Here is a 15,642-nt window from a genome sequence, read left to right as displayed (position 1 = left end):
CAAGACGTAAAGTTGTCTGGATGTGAGGATGGCTATATCCGCATAAAATGCTGCAAAAATGAGCGTTTTTGCAGGGTGTCAGCCAGCAGATATGCATCCGGCAGATAATCATTGCTGAAATTGGTCTAAATGCTTCCCACCCGGTAAATCCGCTGTTTATTTCGGAAAGTTATAACACATTCTTTTTTGTTCATTTAAAAGCTGATAACGCCTGTTTACTATCGTTTGGACATCCATACTGCTAAACCGCCGCGGGCGGCACGGATAACGAATAAGAATGATAGTTCTCAGCAATATTTCGAAGGTTTTTGACAACGGAAAGGTGGCGCTCACGGCCGTTGATAATGTCAATTTGACGATAGCACAGGGACAGATATACGGGATCATCGGTTACAGCGGCGCAGGTAAAAGTACGCTTATTCGCCTGCTGAATGGTCTGGAAAAACCGAGCAGCGGCAGCGTAACCATCAACGGGCAGAACATTTCTGCCGCAAAAGGTGAAGCCCTGCGCCAGGCGCGTCTGAAGATCAGCATGGTGTTTCAGCACTTCAACCTGCTGTGGTCGCGCACGGTCAGCGAGAATATTGCGTTCTCGATGCAAATTGCCGGCGTACCGAAAGCCGACATTAAGGCCCGCGTGGCCGAGCTTATTGAACTCGTTGGCCTGAAAGGTCGCGAGCATGCTTATCCGTCACAGCTGAGCGGTGGGCAAAAGCAGCGCGTGGGCATTGCGCGTGCGCTGGCTAATCGCCCGGATGTGCTGCTCTGCGATGAAGCTACCTCCGCGCTTGACCCGCAGACCACCGATCAGATCCTCGATCTGCTGCTGGATATTAACCGTCGTTTCAGGCTGACCATCGTGCTGATCACGCACGAGATGCACGTGGTGCGCAAAATCTGCGACCGCGTGGCGGTGATGGAGAACGGTAAAGTGGTGGAAGAGGGAGACGTGCTGAGCGTCTTTACCCATCCGCAGCAGCCGATTACGCAGCAGTTTGTGCGTCAGGTGAGCCAGTACGCTGAAGAAGAAACCTTCAATCCCGAACTGGCAAACGAACTGGAAGGGACGGTCATCAGGCTGACCTTTACCGGGCACAGCACGCATAAACCGATTGTGGGCGAACTGACGCTGCGCTACGGCCTGCCGTTTAACATTCTGCACGGAAAAATGACCCAAACCGCTCACGGCGTGTTTGGTCAGCTCTGGGTGCACGTCGTGGCATCTGATGAACAACTGAACAATATCCTCGCCGACCTGCAGCACAGCGATATTGAAGGCGAGGTGATTAAACATGGCTGAGAATCTCTTTCCGCATCTCAAGTGGGATCAGCTCTGGGCGGCGACGCTGGAGACGCTGTACATGACTGCGCTGTCCGGCGTAGCGACCTTTGTACTAGGCATCGTGCTGGGTCTGGCGCTGTTTTTAACCGCGCGCGGCGGATTGTTCCACAACCGCACGGTGTATAGCGTCATTTCGATTGTGGTGAACGTGTTCCGCTCGATTCCGTTCATCATTTTGATTGTGCTGCTGATCCCGTTCACCAAGACCGTTGTCGGCACCATTCTTGGCGCCAACGCGGCGCTGCCGGCCCTGATTGTGGGTGCCGCACCGTTCTACGCACGCCTGGTGGAGATCGCCCTGCGTGAAGTGGATAAAGGCGTCATCGAAGCCACACGCTCGATGGGCGCACGACTGAGCACGCTCGTGTTTCGGGTTTTACTGCCGGAATCATCACCCGCACTGGTCTCGGGTATTACGGTGACGCTGATTGCGCTGGTGAGCTACAGCGCCATGGCGGGGGTGATTGGCGCCGGTGGTTTGGGAAATCTGGCTTATCTGGAAGGATTCCAGCGCAACCATGGTGACGTCACGCTGGTGGCAACGGTGACCATTCTGATCATCGTTTTCATTATCCAGTTCTGCGGCGATGTCATTACTTCACTGTTAGATAAACGCTAATACCCGTCATATTTCGAGCCTCAGGCGCGTTGGCTGCATTCGTTCACCCCAGTCACTTACTGTATGTAAGCTCCTGGGGATTCACTCACTTGCCGCCTTCCTGTGACTCGAACTATTTAGGGTAACAACAACACACAGGAACCACATCATGAAAAAGACACTGACACTGATCGCCGCTGCAACCCTGAGCGCCCTGAGCTTCGCCTCCTGGGCCGACACCCTGACCGTGGGCGCGTCCAACACGCCGCATGCGGAAATTCTGGAGCAGGCAAAGCCGATTCTGGCAAAGCAGGGTATCGACCTGGAGATTAAACCGTTCCAGGACTACATTCTGCCGAACACCGCGCTGGCGGGTCATGACATCGACGCGAACTATTTCCAGCACATTCCTTACCTGAACAGCGTGCTAAAAGATCATGCGGGCGATAAGGACTACGATTTTGTCAGTGCGGGCGCGATTCACATTGAGCCAATCGGCATCTACTCCAAAAAATACAAGTCGCTGAAAGACCTGCCGGAAGGTGGCAAGATCATCATGCGTGACGCGGTTTCTGAAGAGGGCCGTATTCTTTCCATCTTCGAGAAAGAGGGCGTGATCAAGCTGAAGCCGGGCATCGATAAAGTCACCGCGCGCATCAGCGACATCGTCGAGAACCCGAAAAAACTGAAGTTTACGCCTAACGTGGAAGCGTCTCTGCTGCCGCAGATGTACAACAATAACGAAGGCGACGCGGTGGTGATTAACGCCAACTACGCGATTGACGCGGGTCTGGATCCGGTTCATGACCCGATTGCGGTAGAGAGCGGTGAAAACAACCCGTACGCTAACATCATTACCGTGCATCGCGGTGACGAGAAGAAGAAAGACATCGTCGCGCTGGTGAACGTGCTGCACTCGAAAGAGATTCAGGACTGGATCCGCACCAAGTACAAAGGCGCGGTCATTCCAGTAAACAACTAATTGACTGATTTTACAGATGAAGCCCGGCGAGTCTCTCGCCGGGCTTCTTTTTTGTATCCGGCAGGAGAATCATTTAAGCTCAACGTTTAACAGGCAATGGAGTGATGACGATGGGTAACGTGACCAAAGATGAAGCGCTGTACCAGGAGATGTGCCGGGTGGTCGGAAAGGTGGTGCTTGAGATGCGTGATTTAGGGCAGGAGCCAAAGCATATTGTCATTGCCGGTGTTCTGCGTACCGCGCTGGCGAACCAGCGCGTGAAACGCAGTGAATTGACAACCGAAGCGATGGAAACGGTGGTTAAAGCGCTGGCCGGGTAAGGCGCCAGCGTTTCGCAATCTGCTCAAGCGAGCAGCAGAGCAGGTAATAGACCACGCCCGTAAAGATAAAAATGGCCGCCGGGTAGATTTGCACCCGGTTGTTGACCTGTCCCGCCACCGTGGTCAGCTCCGGGACGTTCACGATAAACGCCAGCGACGTATCCTTCAGCAGGCTGATAAAAATCCCCACCAGCGACGGCAGAATATTCCCCAGCGCCTGCGGCAGCAGCACGCGCCACAGGGTTTGCTGCGTGCTGAATCCCTGTGACAGCGCGGCTTCGAACTGCCCGGTCGGCAGCGCGCTCAGCCCGGCCAGCACCGAGTGCATCACGGTGGCCGCCGTAAACCAGGCCAGCGCCAGCGTGACGGTCAGCGCTCCCGGCAGATCGCCCCCGGTGATGAGCGGCAGGAGATACCACATCCAGAAAATCACGAAGATTAGCGGGATCCCGCGAATCAGCTCTGCCCATAAAAAGAGGGCTTTGCGCACGAGCCCGGTAAAGCGCCAGGCCAGGCACGCGAGCGCAATCCCCGCGGGCAGGGCGATAACGGCTGCTCCAGTCGCCATCATCAGCGAGAGCAACACGCCCCCCGGTTCACCGGCTGCCGCGCGTCCCCACAGCAGATAATCGAGGTTATCGGTGATGACATTAAGTCCGGCAATCATGTTTTTCACTCCCTGCGGTGACGACGATCGGACGTTTACGTTTCGCCTGCGGCCCAAGGCGAACCAGCACCATTCCCATGACCAGACCGGTCAGGAGATAGAGTGCGGTACCGAGGGTAAATGCCTCCAGCGCGTGCGCGTTATAGCTTTCGATCTGCCTGACCTGGTAGGTGAGTTCGGCGAAGCCAATCCCGCTGGCGAGCGAGGAGAGCTTCATCAGGTTGAGATACTGTCCCACAACGGGCTGCCAGGCGTTAGCCAGCCCCTGCGGCAGCAGGATGTAGCGAAACACGCGCCACGTAGAGAAACCCTGGGCGAGCGCCGCCTCCCGTTGCCCGGCTGGCACAGACCGCAAGCCTGATTCCACTTCTTCGATTAAAAACGCCGAGGTAAATACGCCCAGCCCCCAGGCAGAGCATAAAAATTCGGGCGTAAACCACCAGACGTCGCCGGGCAGAATGGACCAGCTGTGATCGGCGTTGACCGCGTCGCGAAACGCCTGCGGCAGGCCGTTCCAGGCGGCAAAATACCAGAACAGCAGCTGCACCAGCAGCGGGGTATTGCGAAACAGCGATACCCAGCCGCTGACGATCGCTTTCCCGACGCGTCCACCGGACAGGCGCAGGAGCATAAAGAGCAGTGCGAGCAGGCTGGCCAGCGCGATCCCCGCCAGCGTTACCCACAAGGTGGTGAGAAATCCGGAAAGTATCCACTGCAGAGGCTGTCCGGTCAGTACCCCCTGCCAGTCGAGCGCGGGCATTACAGATGCTCCTGATGCAGCGGGTCCAGCACCTTTTGCAGGAACCGCTGCGCGCGCGGATGCGCTGGCTGGCTGAAAAACTGCACCGGCGGCGCGGTTTCCAGAATTTGCCCGCCGTCGATAAAGACAATCCGGTCGGCGATTTCCCGGGCAAACTGCATCTCATGGGTCACCACGATCATCGTGATCCCGCTGTGGGCGAGGGCTTTCATCACAAACAGCACTTCACCAATCATCTCGGGATCGAGTGCCGACGTCGGCTCGTCAAAGAGAATGATTTGCGGTGACGAGGCCAGGGCGCGGGCAATCGCCACCCGCTGCTGCTGTCCACCGGAAAGCTCAGCCGGGTAATGGTGGGCTTTTTCCAGCATCCCGACTTTCTCCAGCAGGGCCAGCGCGCGCTCCTGAGCGGGCAGCGGCTTCCAGCCGTGGACGTGCTCAAGCGCCAGGGTGATGTTCTGGCTGGCGGTAAGGTGGGCATAAAGATTGAACTGCTGAAACACAAACCCCACGCGGCTTCGCAGCTGGCGCAGCCCGCTACCGGATAGCTTTCCGGTAGGCTTGTTGTCGACCAGGATCTCCCCGCCGCTCAGGGGTTCAAGCTGGTTGATAAGACGAATCAGGGTGGATTTACCGGAACCCGACGGGCCGAGGATGGCCACCACTTCACCGGGCGTAATAGTGAGGTTAATGTCGTTCAAAACCTGATGGTCACCGTAGCGTTTGTCCACATGACGAAACTCGACGCTGGCCTGTTCCAGATGTGAAAAATCCGCGGCACCGGCCGCGGAGTGGGAAAATAAACCTGAGAGCATCATTATCTGGCTTCTATTTTAAAGGCGCGGGGCTGTGGGGCTGGGGTGCCTGGACCAAACCAGACGTCGTAGATTTTTGCCGCCTGACCGTTCTTCTCGAGATTGACCAGCTCATCGTTGACGGCTTTCAGCAGCGCCGTTTCACCTTTTTTCACCCCGACGCCAATCTCTTCTTTGCTCAGCAGGTCGGGCAGGATTTTGAAGTTGGCTTTGTCCGGCGCCTGCGCCAGCAGACCGGCCAGAATGGTGCTGTCCTGGGTAATGGCCTGCACGTTGCCGTTGCGCAGTGCGGTCAGCGCCAGGGGAATGTCGTCATAAGAGAGGACGCGGGACTGCGGAAAGCGCTGGTGCAGCGCCTGCTCGCCCGTCGTGCCTTTGACCGCGCCAATGCGCGCCCGGCTGTAGTCATCGAGCTTGTCCGGAGATTTCGCCGGAACCAGGAACTGCTGGCCGGTGACAAAGTAAGGCGTCGAGAAGTCAATCACCTGCGCGCGTTCCGGCGTGATGGTGATATCCGCCACAATCAGGTCCGCTTTGCCGGACTGCAGCAGCGGAATGCGGTTGGCCGGATTGGTGGCAACCAGTTCAAGCTTCACGCCGAGCGATTTTGCCAGAGCTTTGGCGAAGTCTACGTCGTAACCCACGATCTCATGCGTTTTGGCATCAATCGAGCCAAACGGCGGGTTGGCATCAAACGTGGCGACTTTCACCACCCCTGCTGCCTTGATATCCGCCAGCTGATCGGCCTGCGCCTGCGCTGAAAACAGGCCCCAGGCTGCCACTACGCCCAGAACCAGCGTCCGTTTTTTAAACCCTTTCATTTTTGCTGCCATAGTCATTCGCCATCCCGTTGTTTTTGTTTTACCCCGTTACGCTCCCATAAGGGAAAGCTATCGCCAAATAAGAAATCGTTCTTTGCTATGAGCAAAAAAGCATTAGTGAACAAGGTGTTAATGAAGCGTGAAAAGGACGGGGCGCTATTTGCAGATCCTGCACATCGACAGTGGATTTTGGTATTTCCCCTGCACGGGAGTGGGGTGCTTAACTGAAGGCAGATACGGCGAGAGAGGGTAAGACGATGAAAAAATGGATCAGCACGTTACGGCGGTTTTTTGCGACCCGACCAGCGAATGCGGAGAACAGCGCGCAACGTGTTCTTGAGTCGATACTGCCTGTCGCCAGCCTGTATGGCGTAGACGTTGCCAACATTGACCCGGAGTGGTTCCATGACAAAACGCCACGCTGAACTGCGCCGCACGCGCGAAACGTACTGGAATGAGGTGTGCGTGACGTCTGTAAAGCCTCAAAAGACGGAAAAGTACGCTCTGAATCATTCGGTTAATTAGCCCGCTTTTGTTACCAATGTGTCCTTTCAGTCATGGAGAAAATGATGAAACGGACCACGTTAACACGCGCGCTTTCTGTCCCTGCGCTACTTTTCACAATTCATGCGGCACACGCCGCACCGCAGGCGCATGTTGTTTGCGGCTATTCCCATACCCTTGGCGATGACGCCATTATGATGTACGGCATGCCCAACGAGGCCATGCTGCACGACTTCTTCGGCAACGTGCAAACGGATGCTGACTCCAGCCGTGAATCCCTGCGCCGGGATGAAAAGACCACCTGCGATAACAAAGCCGACAGCTCTGCCTACTGGGCACCTTCGCTTCGCCTGCCTGACGGCACGGTCGTCAAACCGGCGTATCAAAAAACCTATTATCAGGCATCGAACGTGGACGCCTGGCCGCTACACCCTTTCCCGGCGGGGCTGTCTCTGCTGGCGGGCGACCATCACGGTAGTGCGCCGAATTCACATATCACCTTTTTATGTGCCAACGGCAAGGGTTACACCACCAAAACCGGTGAGGTCTGCGGCTTGCGCAAGGCGAACGATGCCGTGCAGTTTAATATCGGCATTCAGTTTCCTAACTGCTGGGATGGAGTGAACCTGAAGCCTGCCCATGGTCTGATTAACGCCACCTATGACGTCAAGGGGCAGTGCCCGTCCACCTTCCCGGTGAAAATTCCCACCGTGAACATGAACATTGCTTACGTACTCCCGACGATTAGCTCGCTTGATACCAGCAAAGTGCAGCTCTCCATGGACCCCATCATGCACGGCGATGAGCGAGAAGAGCGGTGGGGTAGCCTGTATACGGCGCATGCAGATTTCATGAACGGCTGGACGGAAGACGCCGCGCGCTTTATGACTGACCTGTGCATGAACCGCGGGTTAGATTGTGGCACCACCGTCCCGTATGGTTATTCCAGAGCGAAGGCCAACGTCTGGCTCAGCAGCCTGGAGCCAGACCTCTCCCAGCCCGAACCGCAGGTTTTACTGGTGCAGGATAACTGGCAGAACGGGGGGCGCACGAAAAACAGCGAAACGCTGTCGCTGGTGAAGTTCCACATTCCTCCTCTGCCTGCCGGGCAGGATCCTTCGCAGTTTACGTACCGCGTGCGGATTTATGGCGGCAAAGTGGAAACTAACGGTGCCGATCAGATCTTCTTCTATCCGGCCAGCAATGACTGGGATCCTGCTACCGTAAGATGGGCCTCGCGTCCGGCCTGTAACTATCGCTCCGACGCAGTGCTCTATCTGAACCATTCTCGTGAATACCGGATGGTGAACGTGGACAAAGCCGTGCGCAAGGCGCTGGCGGAAGGAAAAACCGAAATCTCGTGGTATATCGGCGGTGACCGCCAGGGGAATCATTACCAGTTCGAACCGGCGTCTTCATCAGAAAGCCTGGTTCTGATGCTAACGGGGTTTAAAAAGACGCCTGAGCTGTGATCTTCCCCGCAATGAAAAAAGCACCGGTTTTCCGGTGCTTTTTTATCAGATCTTGCAGGCGTCGCCGCAGTCGTCGTCGGCAATAATCGCCTGCGCTTTTTTATCCGCATCATCCAGACGTTCTGCGTTACGCTCTTCCGCTTCATCCAGACCGTTAAAAACTAAGTTATCGAGATCAATTTCCATCTTGCACCTGCTCTGTTCGGTTTTTGATACTGGCACAGTATAGGGTAAAAAACGCCAGCAATGTACCTCGCAGCACATAAGGATAATCCCTGCCATACTCAGTGCTTTATCACTGAGGAGCGCTCATGATTACACTCTGTAGAACCTGCGGTACTTCTTATGAGGGAACGCCGGAGAGATGTGCCATTTGCGAGGATGAACGTCAGTATGTCCCGGCCAGCGGCCAGGCGTGGATCGATTACGCGACGGTAACGGCGACACACGCCAACAAATGGCAGCAGCTGGAGCCGCAGTTATTCAGTATCAAGACGGTACCCGCTTTTGCCATTAACCAGCGGGCACTCCTCCTGCGTACCCCCCACGGTAACATTCTCTGGGACTGCATCGCCAACCTTGATCCTGCAACCCAAACGCTCATCGCCGCACTCGGCGGCCTTCGCGCGATTGCGATTTCTCATCCGCACTATTACACCACGATGCAGGAGTGGGCCGCGGCTTTCGACGCGCCGGTCTATCTGCACGTGAGCGATAGCGAATGGGTGATGCGCGACAGCCCGGCGATTCATTTCTGGGATGGCGATGCGCTGGAGATAGTCCCATCGGTTACGCTGCTGCGTCTCGGCGGGCATTTTGCGGGCGGAACGGTACTGCACTGGCAGGAGGGCGAGGGCGTTTTACTGGCGGGAGATATTTTGCAGGTGACCCCAGGGAAAGAGGCCGTGTCGTTCATGTGGAGCTACCCGAATATGCTTCCGCTGCCTGCCCGTACGGTTGAGGACGTGACCCGGCGCCTGGCGGGAAAATCGTTCGCCCGTCTTTACGGCGCGTTCGAAGGGCAGAACATTCCGGCAAACGCCGATGACATCGTGCAGCGGTCGGGCCAGAAATATATTGCTTGTCTCAAGTGAAGCACGGTGGGTAAACTTTGCGAGTGTGATCTCGATCATGCCTAAACGAAAACAGATAAAAGAGAAATTGCTATGCAACATATCATTGAAGGTTTTCTCAGCTTTCAAAAAGAGATTTTCCCGCAACGTAAAGAGCTCTTTCGCAGTTTAGCGTCCAGCCAGAATCCCAAAGCGCTGTTTATCTCCTGCTCCGACAGCCGTCTGGTCCCTGAACTGGTCACCCAGCAAGAGCCGGGACAACTCTTTGTTATTCGTAATGCTGGCAACATTGTTCCACCGTTCGGGCCGGAGCCAGGCGGAGTCTCTGCAACTATCGAGTACGCGGTAGTGGCGCTGGGCGTGACCGACATCGTGATCTGCGGCCACTCCAACTGCGGCGCGATGAAGGCGATTGCCGATAACGCGAACCTGGAGCCGATGCCTGCTGTATCGCACTGGCTGCGCTATTCCGACGCGGCAAAAGCCGTGGTAGAGAAGAAAAGCTGGGATAAGCCGATCGATAAAGTGAATGCGATGGTGCAGGAAAACGTCTTTGCGCAGCTCAGCAACATCAAGACCCACCCGTCCGTCGCGGTGGGCCTGCGTAATAACTCGCTTCGCCTGCACGGCTGGGTATACGACATTGAAAGCGGCAAAATTCTCGCCCTGGATAAAGCGACGAAAACCTTCGTCTCGCTGTCGGAAAACCCGGAAGTGTTCTTCGAATAATCTCGCGTTGCAGGGCATGGAAGCCCTGTCAGTTCTCTACGTACGGCAACCGACGCCGTATACCTGAGGCCGGTTTTTCAGCCGCCTTCGCCATTGCTTCTGCAATCTCCGCACACTCTGCCAGCCCCTGAACGAAGGGACGATCGTGCATCAGCCACGGTATAGCGCCGAAGGCGATGCGCCCACGAACCGTTTCTGGCGCTTTTAACGTGTAATCCTCGCCGATGTCGGGGATCTCATCGCCCGTCTCCTCAAGCTGTCTGCGCAGCGATGGGAAAGGCAGATCGTTTGTTTTAAGCGGTTTTTGCCCGCGCGCATCAATAAACACGTCGAAACGATAAACGGTCTCTTGTGTGGTGATGACTGTCCGATCGCTGCCGGCATCAAGCGTGTAATCATCGCCGAGCGCCGCCACGCTAATGATGCCAGCCTCGCGAAGCGCGAGAAGCCTGCGAATAGACTGCGGCGGGATGGCAGCATAATTGTCGATAAACACGCGAGCCAGGCCCTGCTTAAAGCGTTTTCTGTCCTGCTCGCTAAGATGGGGTACGATCTCCTGAACGACCTCATGCAGCCGAAGCACGGTGTAGCGCCACGCCACGGTACGGCGCTCGCGTTTATTGCGTTCAACCTCGTTGAGATTCTCTTCCGCCCAGGTAAAGGGCACGTGGCGCTTACGATCCTCAAACCAGGCCTCACGAATGGTGTCCGCATTCAGCGTATGCAGAGACATTTTCTCGCACCACGCCGGGTCGGCGAGTTCAAGCTCTTTCACCATCAGGGCAAAGACTCGGTCAAGCAGGCCATCCGGTCCTTTGGCTATCTCGCTTTCCACTACGAATTCGGTCAATACCGACAGCGGTTCATAAGGGATGGGGCAGTAAAAATCGGCTTCCGGCAGAATGCCCGTCCGGGACATCAGCGTAATGTTTAACCCTTCGCTGCCGCTGTCGAGGATGAATTTACCGTCACGAAACTCGCCGTGCTGCATCACCACCGCCATAGCCGCGTCCAGGCCACTCAATGAGGTGCCCATAATGCCCACGCGGCAAGGGGGAATGCGGGCGTCCATCAGGCCGGACCACGGGCTTGGGAAGAACGTGCGCGTGGCTTCATCCTCCTCTGGCCAGACGTGGCCGGTGGCAATAACCGCCAGGTCGAATTGATCCGGTAAGGTACGGTCGTTGACCGAAATCGTCACGCCGGTTGTCGAAGGGATGATGTCGGTGACCTTCGCGGATTCATGGACCTCAACCTGGAACCCCAGCTTTTTCGCCTCTTTTACGATTGAACGAAAGCTGTCGCGAAAATACTCTCCCAACAGGATCCTGGGCAGGAACTGCCGATCGTGCAGGCTCGCTTTATCAACTTTAAAGTGCGCCAGATGGTCGTCGCTTTGCTCCTTAAGCCAGTCGAGGTAGGTCATAAAAATGGGCGGGATTTCAATGCTCGCAATGTTCGCCAGCATCAGCCGGGAATTATCGTCATCGTTATAGGGCATGCCCACGCCAGCTTCATCGGCCTGTTCAAAGACGGAAACGGAGAGTGGGGTATTGTTATTAAGCAGATGATAAAAGGTGTAAATTCCCGTGGGGCCGGAGCCGATAATCGCGATCTTCTTCATCAACACGCTTCCTGTGTTTTTTTCCATAGGAAAAGCGTAGCAGGAGAATAATGATGAAAATAAGGGATTAAGAAAATTCAGGGTAACTGAGGAGAATTTGCACCATTTCAGGACTGAAATGGTGCGTCCGAGTGGACTCGAACCACCGACCCCCACCATGTCAAGGTGGTGCTCTAACCAACTGAGCTACGGACGCAGAATGGTGCGTTCAATTGGACTCGAACCAACGACCCCCACCATGTCAAGGTGGTGCTCTAACCAACTGAGCTATGAACGCAACGTGTTGTCGGTGACAACGGGGACGAATATTAGCGGCACAGCACCGAGGTGGCAAGAGGGAAAATGCAATTTTCTCTCTGATTTCACGCGATTGCTGTATTACCGCGCAAAGTGAAGAGAAAGTAGCCGCCGGGCGGCGGCTACTGCGTATTTAACGTGCAGCGCGTTGCAAAATGAGCGTTGATGGCTGGCGCTGCAGGAAGCGCATGCGCAACATCATCATAATTGCCGCCGACGTCAGGCCGATGATAAAGCCCATCCAGAACCCCGCCGGTCCCATGCGGTCAACCACCAGGTCGGTCAGGGCCAGAATATACCCACACGGAAGACCCAGCACCCAGTAGGCGATGAAGGTGATAAAGAAAATGGAACGCGTGTCTTTATAGCCGCGCAGCACCCCGCTGCCAATCACCTGGATGGAGTCCGAAATCTGGTAAATCGCGGCCAGCAGCATCAGGTGCGAGGCCAGCGCGACGACTTCCGGATTGTCGTTGTAGAGCAAGGCAATCTGCTCGCGCAGCGCCACGGTAAAAAGCGCCGTGCAAATGGCCATGCAGACGCCGACGCCCAGTCCGGTGCGCGCGGCGGTTTGCGCATCGAGCGTCGAGCCTTGCCCCAGGCGGAAGCCCACGCGAATCGTCACTGCTGCGGCCAGCGACATCGGCAGGACAAACATCAGGGAGCTGAAGTTGAGCGCAATCTGGTGCCCGGCGACGTTCACAATGCCCAGCGGGGAGACCAGCAGGGCGACCACGGCAAACAGGGTCACCTCAAAGAACAGCGCAAGGGCAATCGGCAACCCTAACTGCACCAGGCGCGTCATGATGTTCCAGTCCGGCGTGCTGAATCTGTTCTCGTTACGAATATCGCGCATGGAGCGGGCGCGCTTCACGAAGGTAAGCATTGAGAAGAACATGACCCAGTAAACGGCGGCCGTCGCCACGCCGCAGCCGACACCGCCCAGCTCCGGCATCCCGAAATGACCGTAAATAAAAACATAGTTAACGGGAATGTTGACCAGCAACCCGATAAAGCCCATCACCATGCCGGGCTTGGTTTTCGCCAGACCTTCACACTGGTTACGCGCCACCTGGAAGAAGAGATATCCAGGCGCCCCCCAGAGCAGGGCGCGCAGATAGCCCACGGCTTTGTCCGCCAGGGCCGGGTCAATGTTATGCATAGCGCGAATGATATGGCCCGCGTTCCAGAGCACGACCATGATCAGCACAGAGACAAACCCGGCCAGCCAGAAACCCTGGCGGACCTGATGGGCAATGCGCTCGCGGCGCCCCGAGCCATTGAGCTGAGCGATAACAGGCGTGAGCGCGAGCAGCAGACCGTGGCCGAACAGGATGGCCGGAAGCCAGATTGACGTGCCGATAGCCACGGCCGCCATGTCGGTGGCGCTGTAGCCACCTGCCATTACCGTATCCACAAATCCCATTGCGGTCTGGGCCACCTGCGCGACGATCACGGGTATAGCCAGTGCCAATAACTGGCGCGCTTCATTCATGTACTTCTGCACGTGAACACCTTTATTTTGTAGTTATATGAGAGACTAAAAAAGCCGCCGAAACGGGCAGCAAGAAGAAAATGCAGGGGGGTGCCAGCTATTGTAGCGGGCTTTAGCTATTTATCTAGTGAAAAAATCGCCAGAAAATGCGCTCCGCTGGCAACCTGTTTTTCCAACTGTTATTGTGGAGGGATTAAACGGTGTCATCACCGTTCGGAAAAAACAGGAGTTGTAAGCATGTTTACTGGTATTGTGCAGGGCACTGCCAAAGTGGTGTCCATTGATGAAAAACCTAATTTCCGTACTCATGTTGTTGAGCTGCCGGAATATATGCTTGAGGGCATCGAAACCGGTGCCTCGATTGCCCATAACGGCTGCTGCCTGACCGTGACCGAAATTAACGGCAACCAGATTAGCTTTGATTTAATGAAAGAGACGCTGCGGATCACTAACCTGGGCGAGCTGGTGGTAGGCGATACCGTCAACGTTGAGCGCGCGGCGAAGTTCAGCGATGAGATTGGCGGCCATTTGATGTCCGGGCACATCATGACCACTGCCGAAGTGGCGAAAATCGTGACCTCGGAAAATAACCGTCAAATCTGGTTTAAAATGCAGGACCCGTCATTAATGAAATACATCCTCTATAAAGGATTTATTGGCATTGACGGGATTAGCCTGACGGTGGGAGAAGTGACGCCAACGCGTTTTTGCGTGCATTTAATTCCTGAAACGCTGCAGCGCACCACGCTGGGCGCGAAAAAATTGGGGCATCGCGTGAATATCGAAATCGATCCGCAAACCCAGGCCGTGGTTGATACGGTGGAGCGCGTGCTGGCAGCAAAAGAAGCCGCAATAATAAAGACCGCAGAAGAAGAATAAAAAATAACCCCGGCTATCCGGGGTTATTTTTTTAGCGTGCGACACGCAGTCCGTGTTCAATCCCCCGGCTGAATACCACCTGCCAGAGCTGAATATCCCGTGCGCGAAACGCCCCCGCGCAGGCATTCAGATAATAGCTAAACATCCGTTTAAATCGTTCTGAATAGTTGTCCGCAATCTCGGGCCAGGCTTTCTGGAAACGTTCATGCCATGCCATTAAGGTGGTGTCGTAGTCTGCGCCAAAGTTATGCCAGTCTTCCATTACGAAATGGGATTCACTGGCGTTGGCAATCTGGCGAACGGACGGTAAACAGCCATTCGGAAAGATATATTTATTGATCCACGGGTCAACGTTGTTGTCGGTCCGCTTAGAGCCGATGGTGTGCAGCAGGAAGAGGCCGTCCGGTTTCAAATTACGATCCACCACCTCAAAGTAGGTGTCGTAGTTTTTTGGCCCCACGTGCTCGAACATGCCGACGGAAACGATCCGGTCGAACTGCTCGTTCAGGTCACGGTAGTCCTGCAGCCGGATATCCACGTCAAGACCCTGACAGCGCTCCCGCGCCATTTTTTGCTGTTCCGCTGAGATCGTGACGCCGACCACGCTGACGCCGTAGTGCTTCGCCATAAAATACGCCAGCCCGCCCCAGCCGCAGCCGATATCCAGCACGCGCATGCCGGGCTGTAGCTGCAGCTTCTCGCTGATCAGGCGCAGCTTGGCCTGCTGTGCTTCCTCAAGCGTCGACGCGTCTTTCCAGTAGGCGCAGGAATATTGCATGAAAGGGTCCAGCATGCGGCTGAACAGGTCGTTGCCGAGATCGTAATGTTCTTTGCCGACGATCCATGCGCGTTTTTTACTTTGCAAGTTAAACAGTCGGGCAGAGGCGACACGCAGGGTGTCTTTCAGATTGCGGGGGAGTTGATTTTCCAGACCGGCGCGCAACACGCTGGCAAAAAAGATATCCAGACGTTCGCACTCCCACCAGCCGTCCATATAACTTTCTCCCAGGCCTAACGATCCTTCCCGCAACACGCGTTTAAAAAAGTCGGGATGTTTTACCTGGGGATCGGATGGCGAAGATCCGTTGATAGTGATGCCTGCTCGACCTAACAGTTCACTGACGATCCGGGACCAGTTGTCGTCCGGAACGCTGACTTCTTCTATACACGATGAACTCATAGCTTCTCCATCACCCTGATGTGATCAGAACCTTCAAACAGCGTAGACGCTTTTTTTGGTTTGTGAGAAATCTCACGGTAAATA

General features: G+C 55.6%; 17 protein-coding genes and 2 tRNA genes. 9 read left to right on the top strand and 10 right to left on the bottom strand.

The features are described 5' to 3' along the window. Positions 1-277: 277 nt before the first annotated feature. The 4 genes from N6P30_RS10280 to fumD all read left to right on the top strand — a co-directional run bounded on the left by N6P30_RS10280 (position 278) and on the right by fumD (position 3,242). A complete protein-coding gene (locus N6P30_RS10280) occupies positions 278-1,300 on the top strand; it encodes a methionine ABC transporter ATP-binding protein (protein WP_008500618.1) in 1,023 nt (340 codons plus the stop codon). Next, positions 1,293-1,961, top strand: coding sequence for a methionine ABC transporter permease (locus N6P30_RS10275; protein WP_008500617.1), 669 nt, complete (start codon positions 1,293-1,295; stop codon positions 1,959-1,961). The genes N6P30_RS10280 and N6P30_RS10275 overlap by 8 nt, the downstream gene beginning before the upstream one ends. A gap of 148 nt (positions 1,962-2,109) precedes the next feature. Then, the gene (locus N6P30_RS10270; protein ID WP_008500616.1) at positions 2,110-2,922 is read left to right on the top strand and encodes a MetQ/NlpA family ABC transporter substrate-binding protein; all 813 of its coding nucleotides are present in this window, start codon (positions 2,110-2,112) and stop codon (positions 2,920-2,922) included. A gap of 110 nt (positions 2,923-3,032) precedes the next feature. Beyond that, entirely contained in the window at positions 3,033-3,242 is a 210-nt protein-coding gene (gene fumD / locus N6P30_RS10265; protein ID WP_008500615.1) for a fumarate hydratase FumD, read from the top strand. On the opposite strand, the gene N6P30_RS10260 is transcribed toward fumD, so the two are convergent. The 4 genes from N6P30_RS10260 to N6P30_RS10245 are packed head-to-tail and all read right to left on the bottom strand — an operon-like array spanning position 3,223 to position 6,317. Next, the gene (locus N6P30_RS10260) at positions 3,223-3,909 is read right to left on the bottom strand and encodes an amino acid ABC transporter permease (protein WP_023292645.1); all 687 of its coding nucleotides are present in this window, start codon (positions 3,907-3,909) and stop codon (positions 3,223-3,225) included. The two genes, fumD and N6P30_RS10260, sit on opposite strands and share 20 nt — an antisense overlap. Next, on the bottom strand, positions 3,893-4,669 hold the full coding sequence (locus N6P30_RS10255; RefSeq protein ID WP_023292644.1) for an amino acid ABC transporter permease: 777 nt from the start codon (positions 4,667-4,669) through the stop codon (positions 3,893-3,895). The genes N6P30_RS10260 and N6P30_RS10255 overlap by 17 nt, the downstream gene beginning before the upstream one ends. Beyond that, a complete protein-coding gene (locus tag N6P30_RS10250; RefSeq protein WP_058673547.1) occupies positions 4,669-5,484 on the bottom strand; it encodes an amino acid ABC transporter ATP-binding protein in 816 nt (271 codons plus the stop codon). Before N6P30_RS10250 ends, N6P30_RS10255 begins: the two co-directional genes overlap by 1 nt. A gap of 2 nt (positions 5,485-5,486) precedes the next feature. After that, a complete protein-coding gene (locus N6P30_RS10245; protein ID WP_072207185.1) occupies positions 5,487-6,317 on the bottom strand; it encodes an ABC transporter substrate-binding protein in 831 nt (276 codons plus the stop codon). Positions 6,318-6,562: 245 nt separating this feature from the next. Here N6P30_RS10245 and N6P30_RS10240 point away from each other — a divergent pair, with 245 nt between their 5' ends. Then, complete coding sequence (locus N6P30_RS10240; RefSeq protein ID WP_008500610.1) at positions 6,563-6,730, top strand: hypothetical protein; 168 nt, start codon at positions 6,563-6,565, stop codon at positions 6,728-6,730. Between the two features lie 144 nt (positions 6,731-6,874). Continuing rightward, a complete protein-coding gene (locus tag N6P30_RS10235) occupies positions 6,875-8,281 on the top strand; it encodes a DUF1996 domain-containing protein (RefSeq protein WP_023292640.1) in 1,407 nt (468 codons plus the stop codon). 45 nt (positions 8,282-8,326) lie between these two features. On the opposite strand, the gene N6P30_RS10230 is transcribed toward N6P30_RS10235, so the two are convergent. Continuing rightward, entirely contained in the window at positions 8,327-8,467 is a 141-nt protein-coding gene (locus N6P30_RS10230) for a hypothetical protein (protein WP_008500607.1), read from the bottom strand. Between the two features lie 125 nt (positions 8,468-8,592). Here N6P30_RS10230 and N6P30_RS10225 point away from each other — a divergent pair, with 125 nt between their 5' ends. Next, positions 8,593-9,375 (top strand): MBL fold metallo-hydrolase, encoded by a 783-nt coding sequence (locus N6P30_RS10225; protein WP_008500606.1) that lies wholly within the window; start codon positions 8,593-8,595, stop codon positions 9,373-9,375. 72 nt (positions 9,376-9,447) lie between these two features. Then, the gene (locus N6P30_RS10220; protein ID WP_023292639.1) at positions 9,448-10,083 is read left to right on the top strand and encodes a carbonic anhydrase; all 636 of its coding nucleotides are present in this window, start codon (positions 9,448-9,450) and stop codon (positions 10,081-10,083) included. A 28-nt stretch (positions 10,084-10,111) separates the two neighbouring features. Here N6P30_RS10220 and N6P30_RS10215 read toward each other — a convergent pair whose 3' ends face one another. The 4 genes from N6P30_RS10215 to mdtK form a co-directional block, all read right to left on the bottom strand. Next, the gene (locus tag N6P30_RS10215) at positions 10,112-11,707 is read right to left on the bottom strand and encodes an FAD-NAD(P)-binding protein (protein WP_023292638.1); all 1,596 of its coding nucleotides are present in this window, start codon (positions 11,705-11,707) and stop codon (positions 10,112-10,114) included. 119 nt (positions 11,708-11,826) lie between these two features. Beyond that, positions 11,827-11,903 (bottom strand) — tRNA-Val (locus N6P30_RS10210). A 4-nt stretch (positions 11,904-11,907) separates the two neighbouring features. After that, positions 11,908-11,984 (bottom strand) — tRNA-Val (locus N6P30_RS10205). 153 nt (positions 11,985-12,137) lie between these two features. Beyond that, positions 12,138-13,511, bottom strand: a complete 1,374-nt coding sequence (gene mdtK, locus N6P30_RS10200) for an MdtK family multidrug efflux MATE transporter (RefSeq protein ID WP_032663687.1) — start codon at positions 13,509-13,511, stop codon at positions 12,138-12,140. Between the two features lie 225 nt (positions 13,512-13,736). On the opposite strand from mdtK, the gene N6P30_RS10195 reads away from it, so the two are divergent. Continuing rightward, positions 13,737-14,378: a riboflavin synthase gene (locus N6P30_RS10195; protein ID WP_008500602.1), complete on the top strand. Its 642-nt coding sequence runs from the start codon at positions 13,737-13,739 to the stop codon at positions 14,376-14,378. Positions 14,379-14,409: 31 nt separating this feature from the next. On the opposite strand, the gene cfa is transcribed toward N6P30_RS10195, so the two are convergent. Then, complete coding sequence (gene cfa / locus N6P30_RS10190) at positions 14,410-15,558, bottom strand: cyclopropane fatty acyl phospholipid synthase (RefSeq protein WP_008500601.1); 1,149 nt, start codon at positions 15,556-15,558, stop codon at positions 14,410-14,412. Positions 15,559-15,642 lie beyond the last annotated feature (84 nt).

Source organism: Enterobacter sp. PL1 (genome assembly GCF_945957325.1).
GTDB lineage: Bacteria > Pseudomonadota > Gammaproteobacteria > Enterobacterales > Enterobacteriaceae > Enterobacter > Enterobacter roggenkampii.
Note: the sequence above shows the minus strand (reverse complement) of the source record. Positions and strands in the feature narration are given on the sequence as shown.

Bases quoted from the DNA above. Each gene is read 5' to 3' on its own strand.
- N6P30_RS10225 (WP_008500606.1), top strand. From the start codon at position 8,593: ATGATTACACTCTGTAGAACCTGCGGTACTTCTTATGAGGGAACGCCG.
- N6P30_RS10270 (WP_008500616.1), top strand. From the start codon at position 2,110: ATGAAAAAGACACTGACACTGATCGCCGCTGCAACCCTGAGCGCCCTG.
- N6P30_RS10235 (WP_023292640.1), top strand. From the start codon at position 6,875: ATGAAACGGACCACGTTAACACGCGCGCTTTCTGTCCCTGCGCTACTT.
- cfa (WP_008500601.1), bottom strand. From the start codon at position 15,558: ATGAGTTCATCGTGTATAGAAGAAGTCAGCGTTCCGGACGACAACTGG.
- N6P30_RS10255 (WP_023292644.1), bottom strand. From the start codon at position 4,669: ATGCCCGCGCTCGACTGGCAGGGGGTACTGACCGGACAGCCTCTGCAG.
- N6P30_RS10240 (WP_008500610.1), top strand. From the start codon at position 6,563: ATGAAAAAATGGATCAGCACGTTACGGCGGTTTTTTGCGACCCGACCA.
- N6P30_RS10245 (WP_072207185.1), bottom strand. From the start codon at position 6,317: ATGGCAGCAAAAATGAAAGGGTTTAAAAAACGGACGCTGGTTCTGGGC.
- N6P30_RS10250 (WP_058673547.1), bottom strand. From the start codon at position 5,484: ATGCTCTCAGGTTTATTTTCCCACTCCGCGGCCGGTGCCGCGGATTTT.
- N6P30_RS10220 (WP_023292639.1), top strand. From the start codon at position 9,448: ATGCAACATATCATTGAAGGTTTTCTCAGCTTTCAAAAAGAGATTTTC.
- N6P30_RS10280 (WP_008500618.1), top strand. From the start codon at position 278: ATGATAGTTCTCAGCAATATTTCGAAGGTTTTTGACAACGGAAAGGTG.
- N6P30_RS10275 (WP_008500617.1), top strand. From the start codon at position 1,293: ATGGCTGAGAATCTCTTTCCGCATCTCAAGTGGGATCAGCTCTGGGCG.
- N6P30_RS10260 (WP_023292645.1), bottom strand. From the start codon at position 3,909: ATGATTGCCGGACTTAATGTCATCACCGATAACCTCGATTATCTGCTG.
- fumD (WP_008500615.1), top strand. From the start codon at position 3,033: ATGGGTAACGTGACCAAAGATGAAGCGCTGTACCAGGAGATGTGCCGG.
- N6P30_RS10230 (WP_008500607.1), bottom strand. From the start codon at position 8,467: ATGGAAATTGATCTCGATAACTTAGTTTTTAACGGTCTGGATGAAGCG.
- N6P30_RS10195 (WP_008500602.1), top strand. From the start codon at position 13,737: ATGTTTACTGGTATTGTGCAGGGCACTGCCAAAGTGGTGTCCATTGAT.
- N6P30_RS10215 (WP_023292638.1), bottom strand. From the start codon at position 11,707: ATGAAGAAGATCGCGATTATCGGCTCCGGCCCCACGGGAATTTACACC.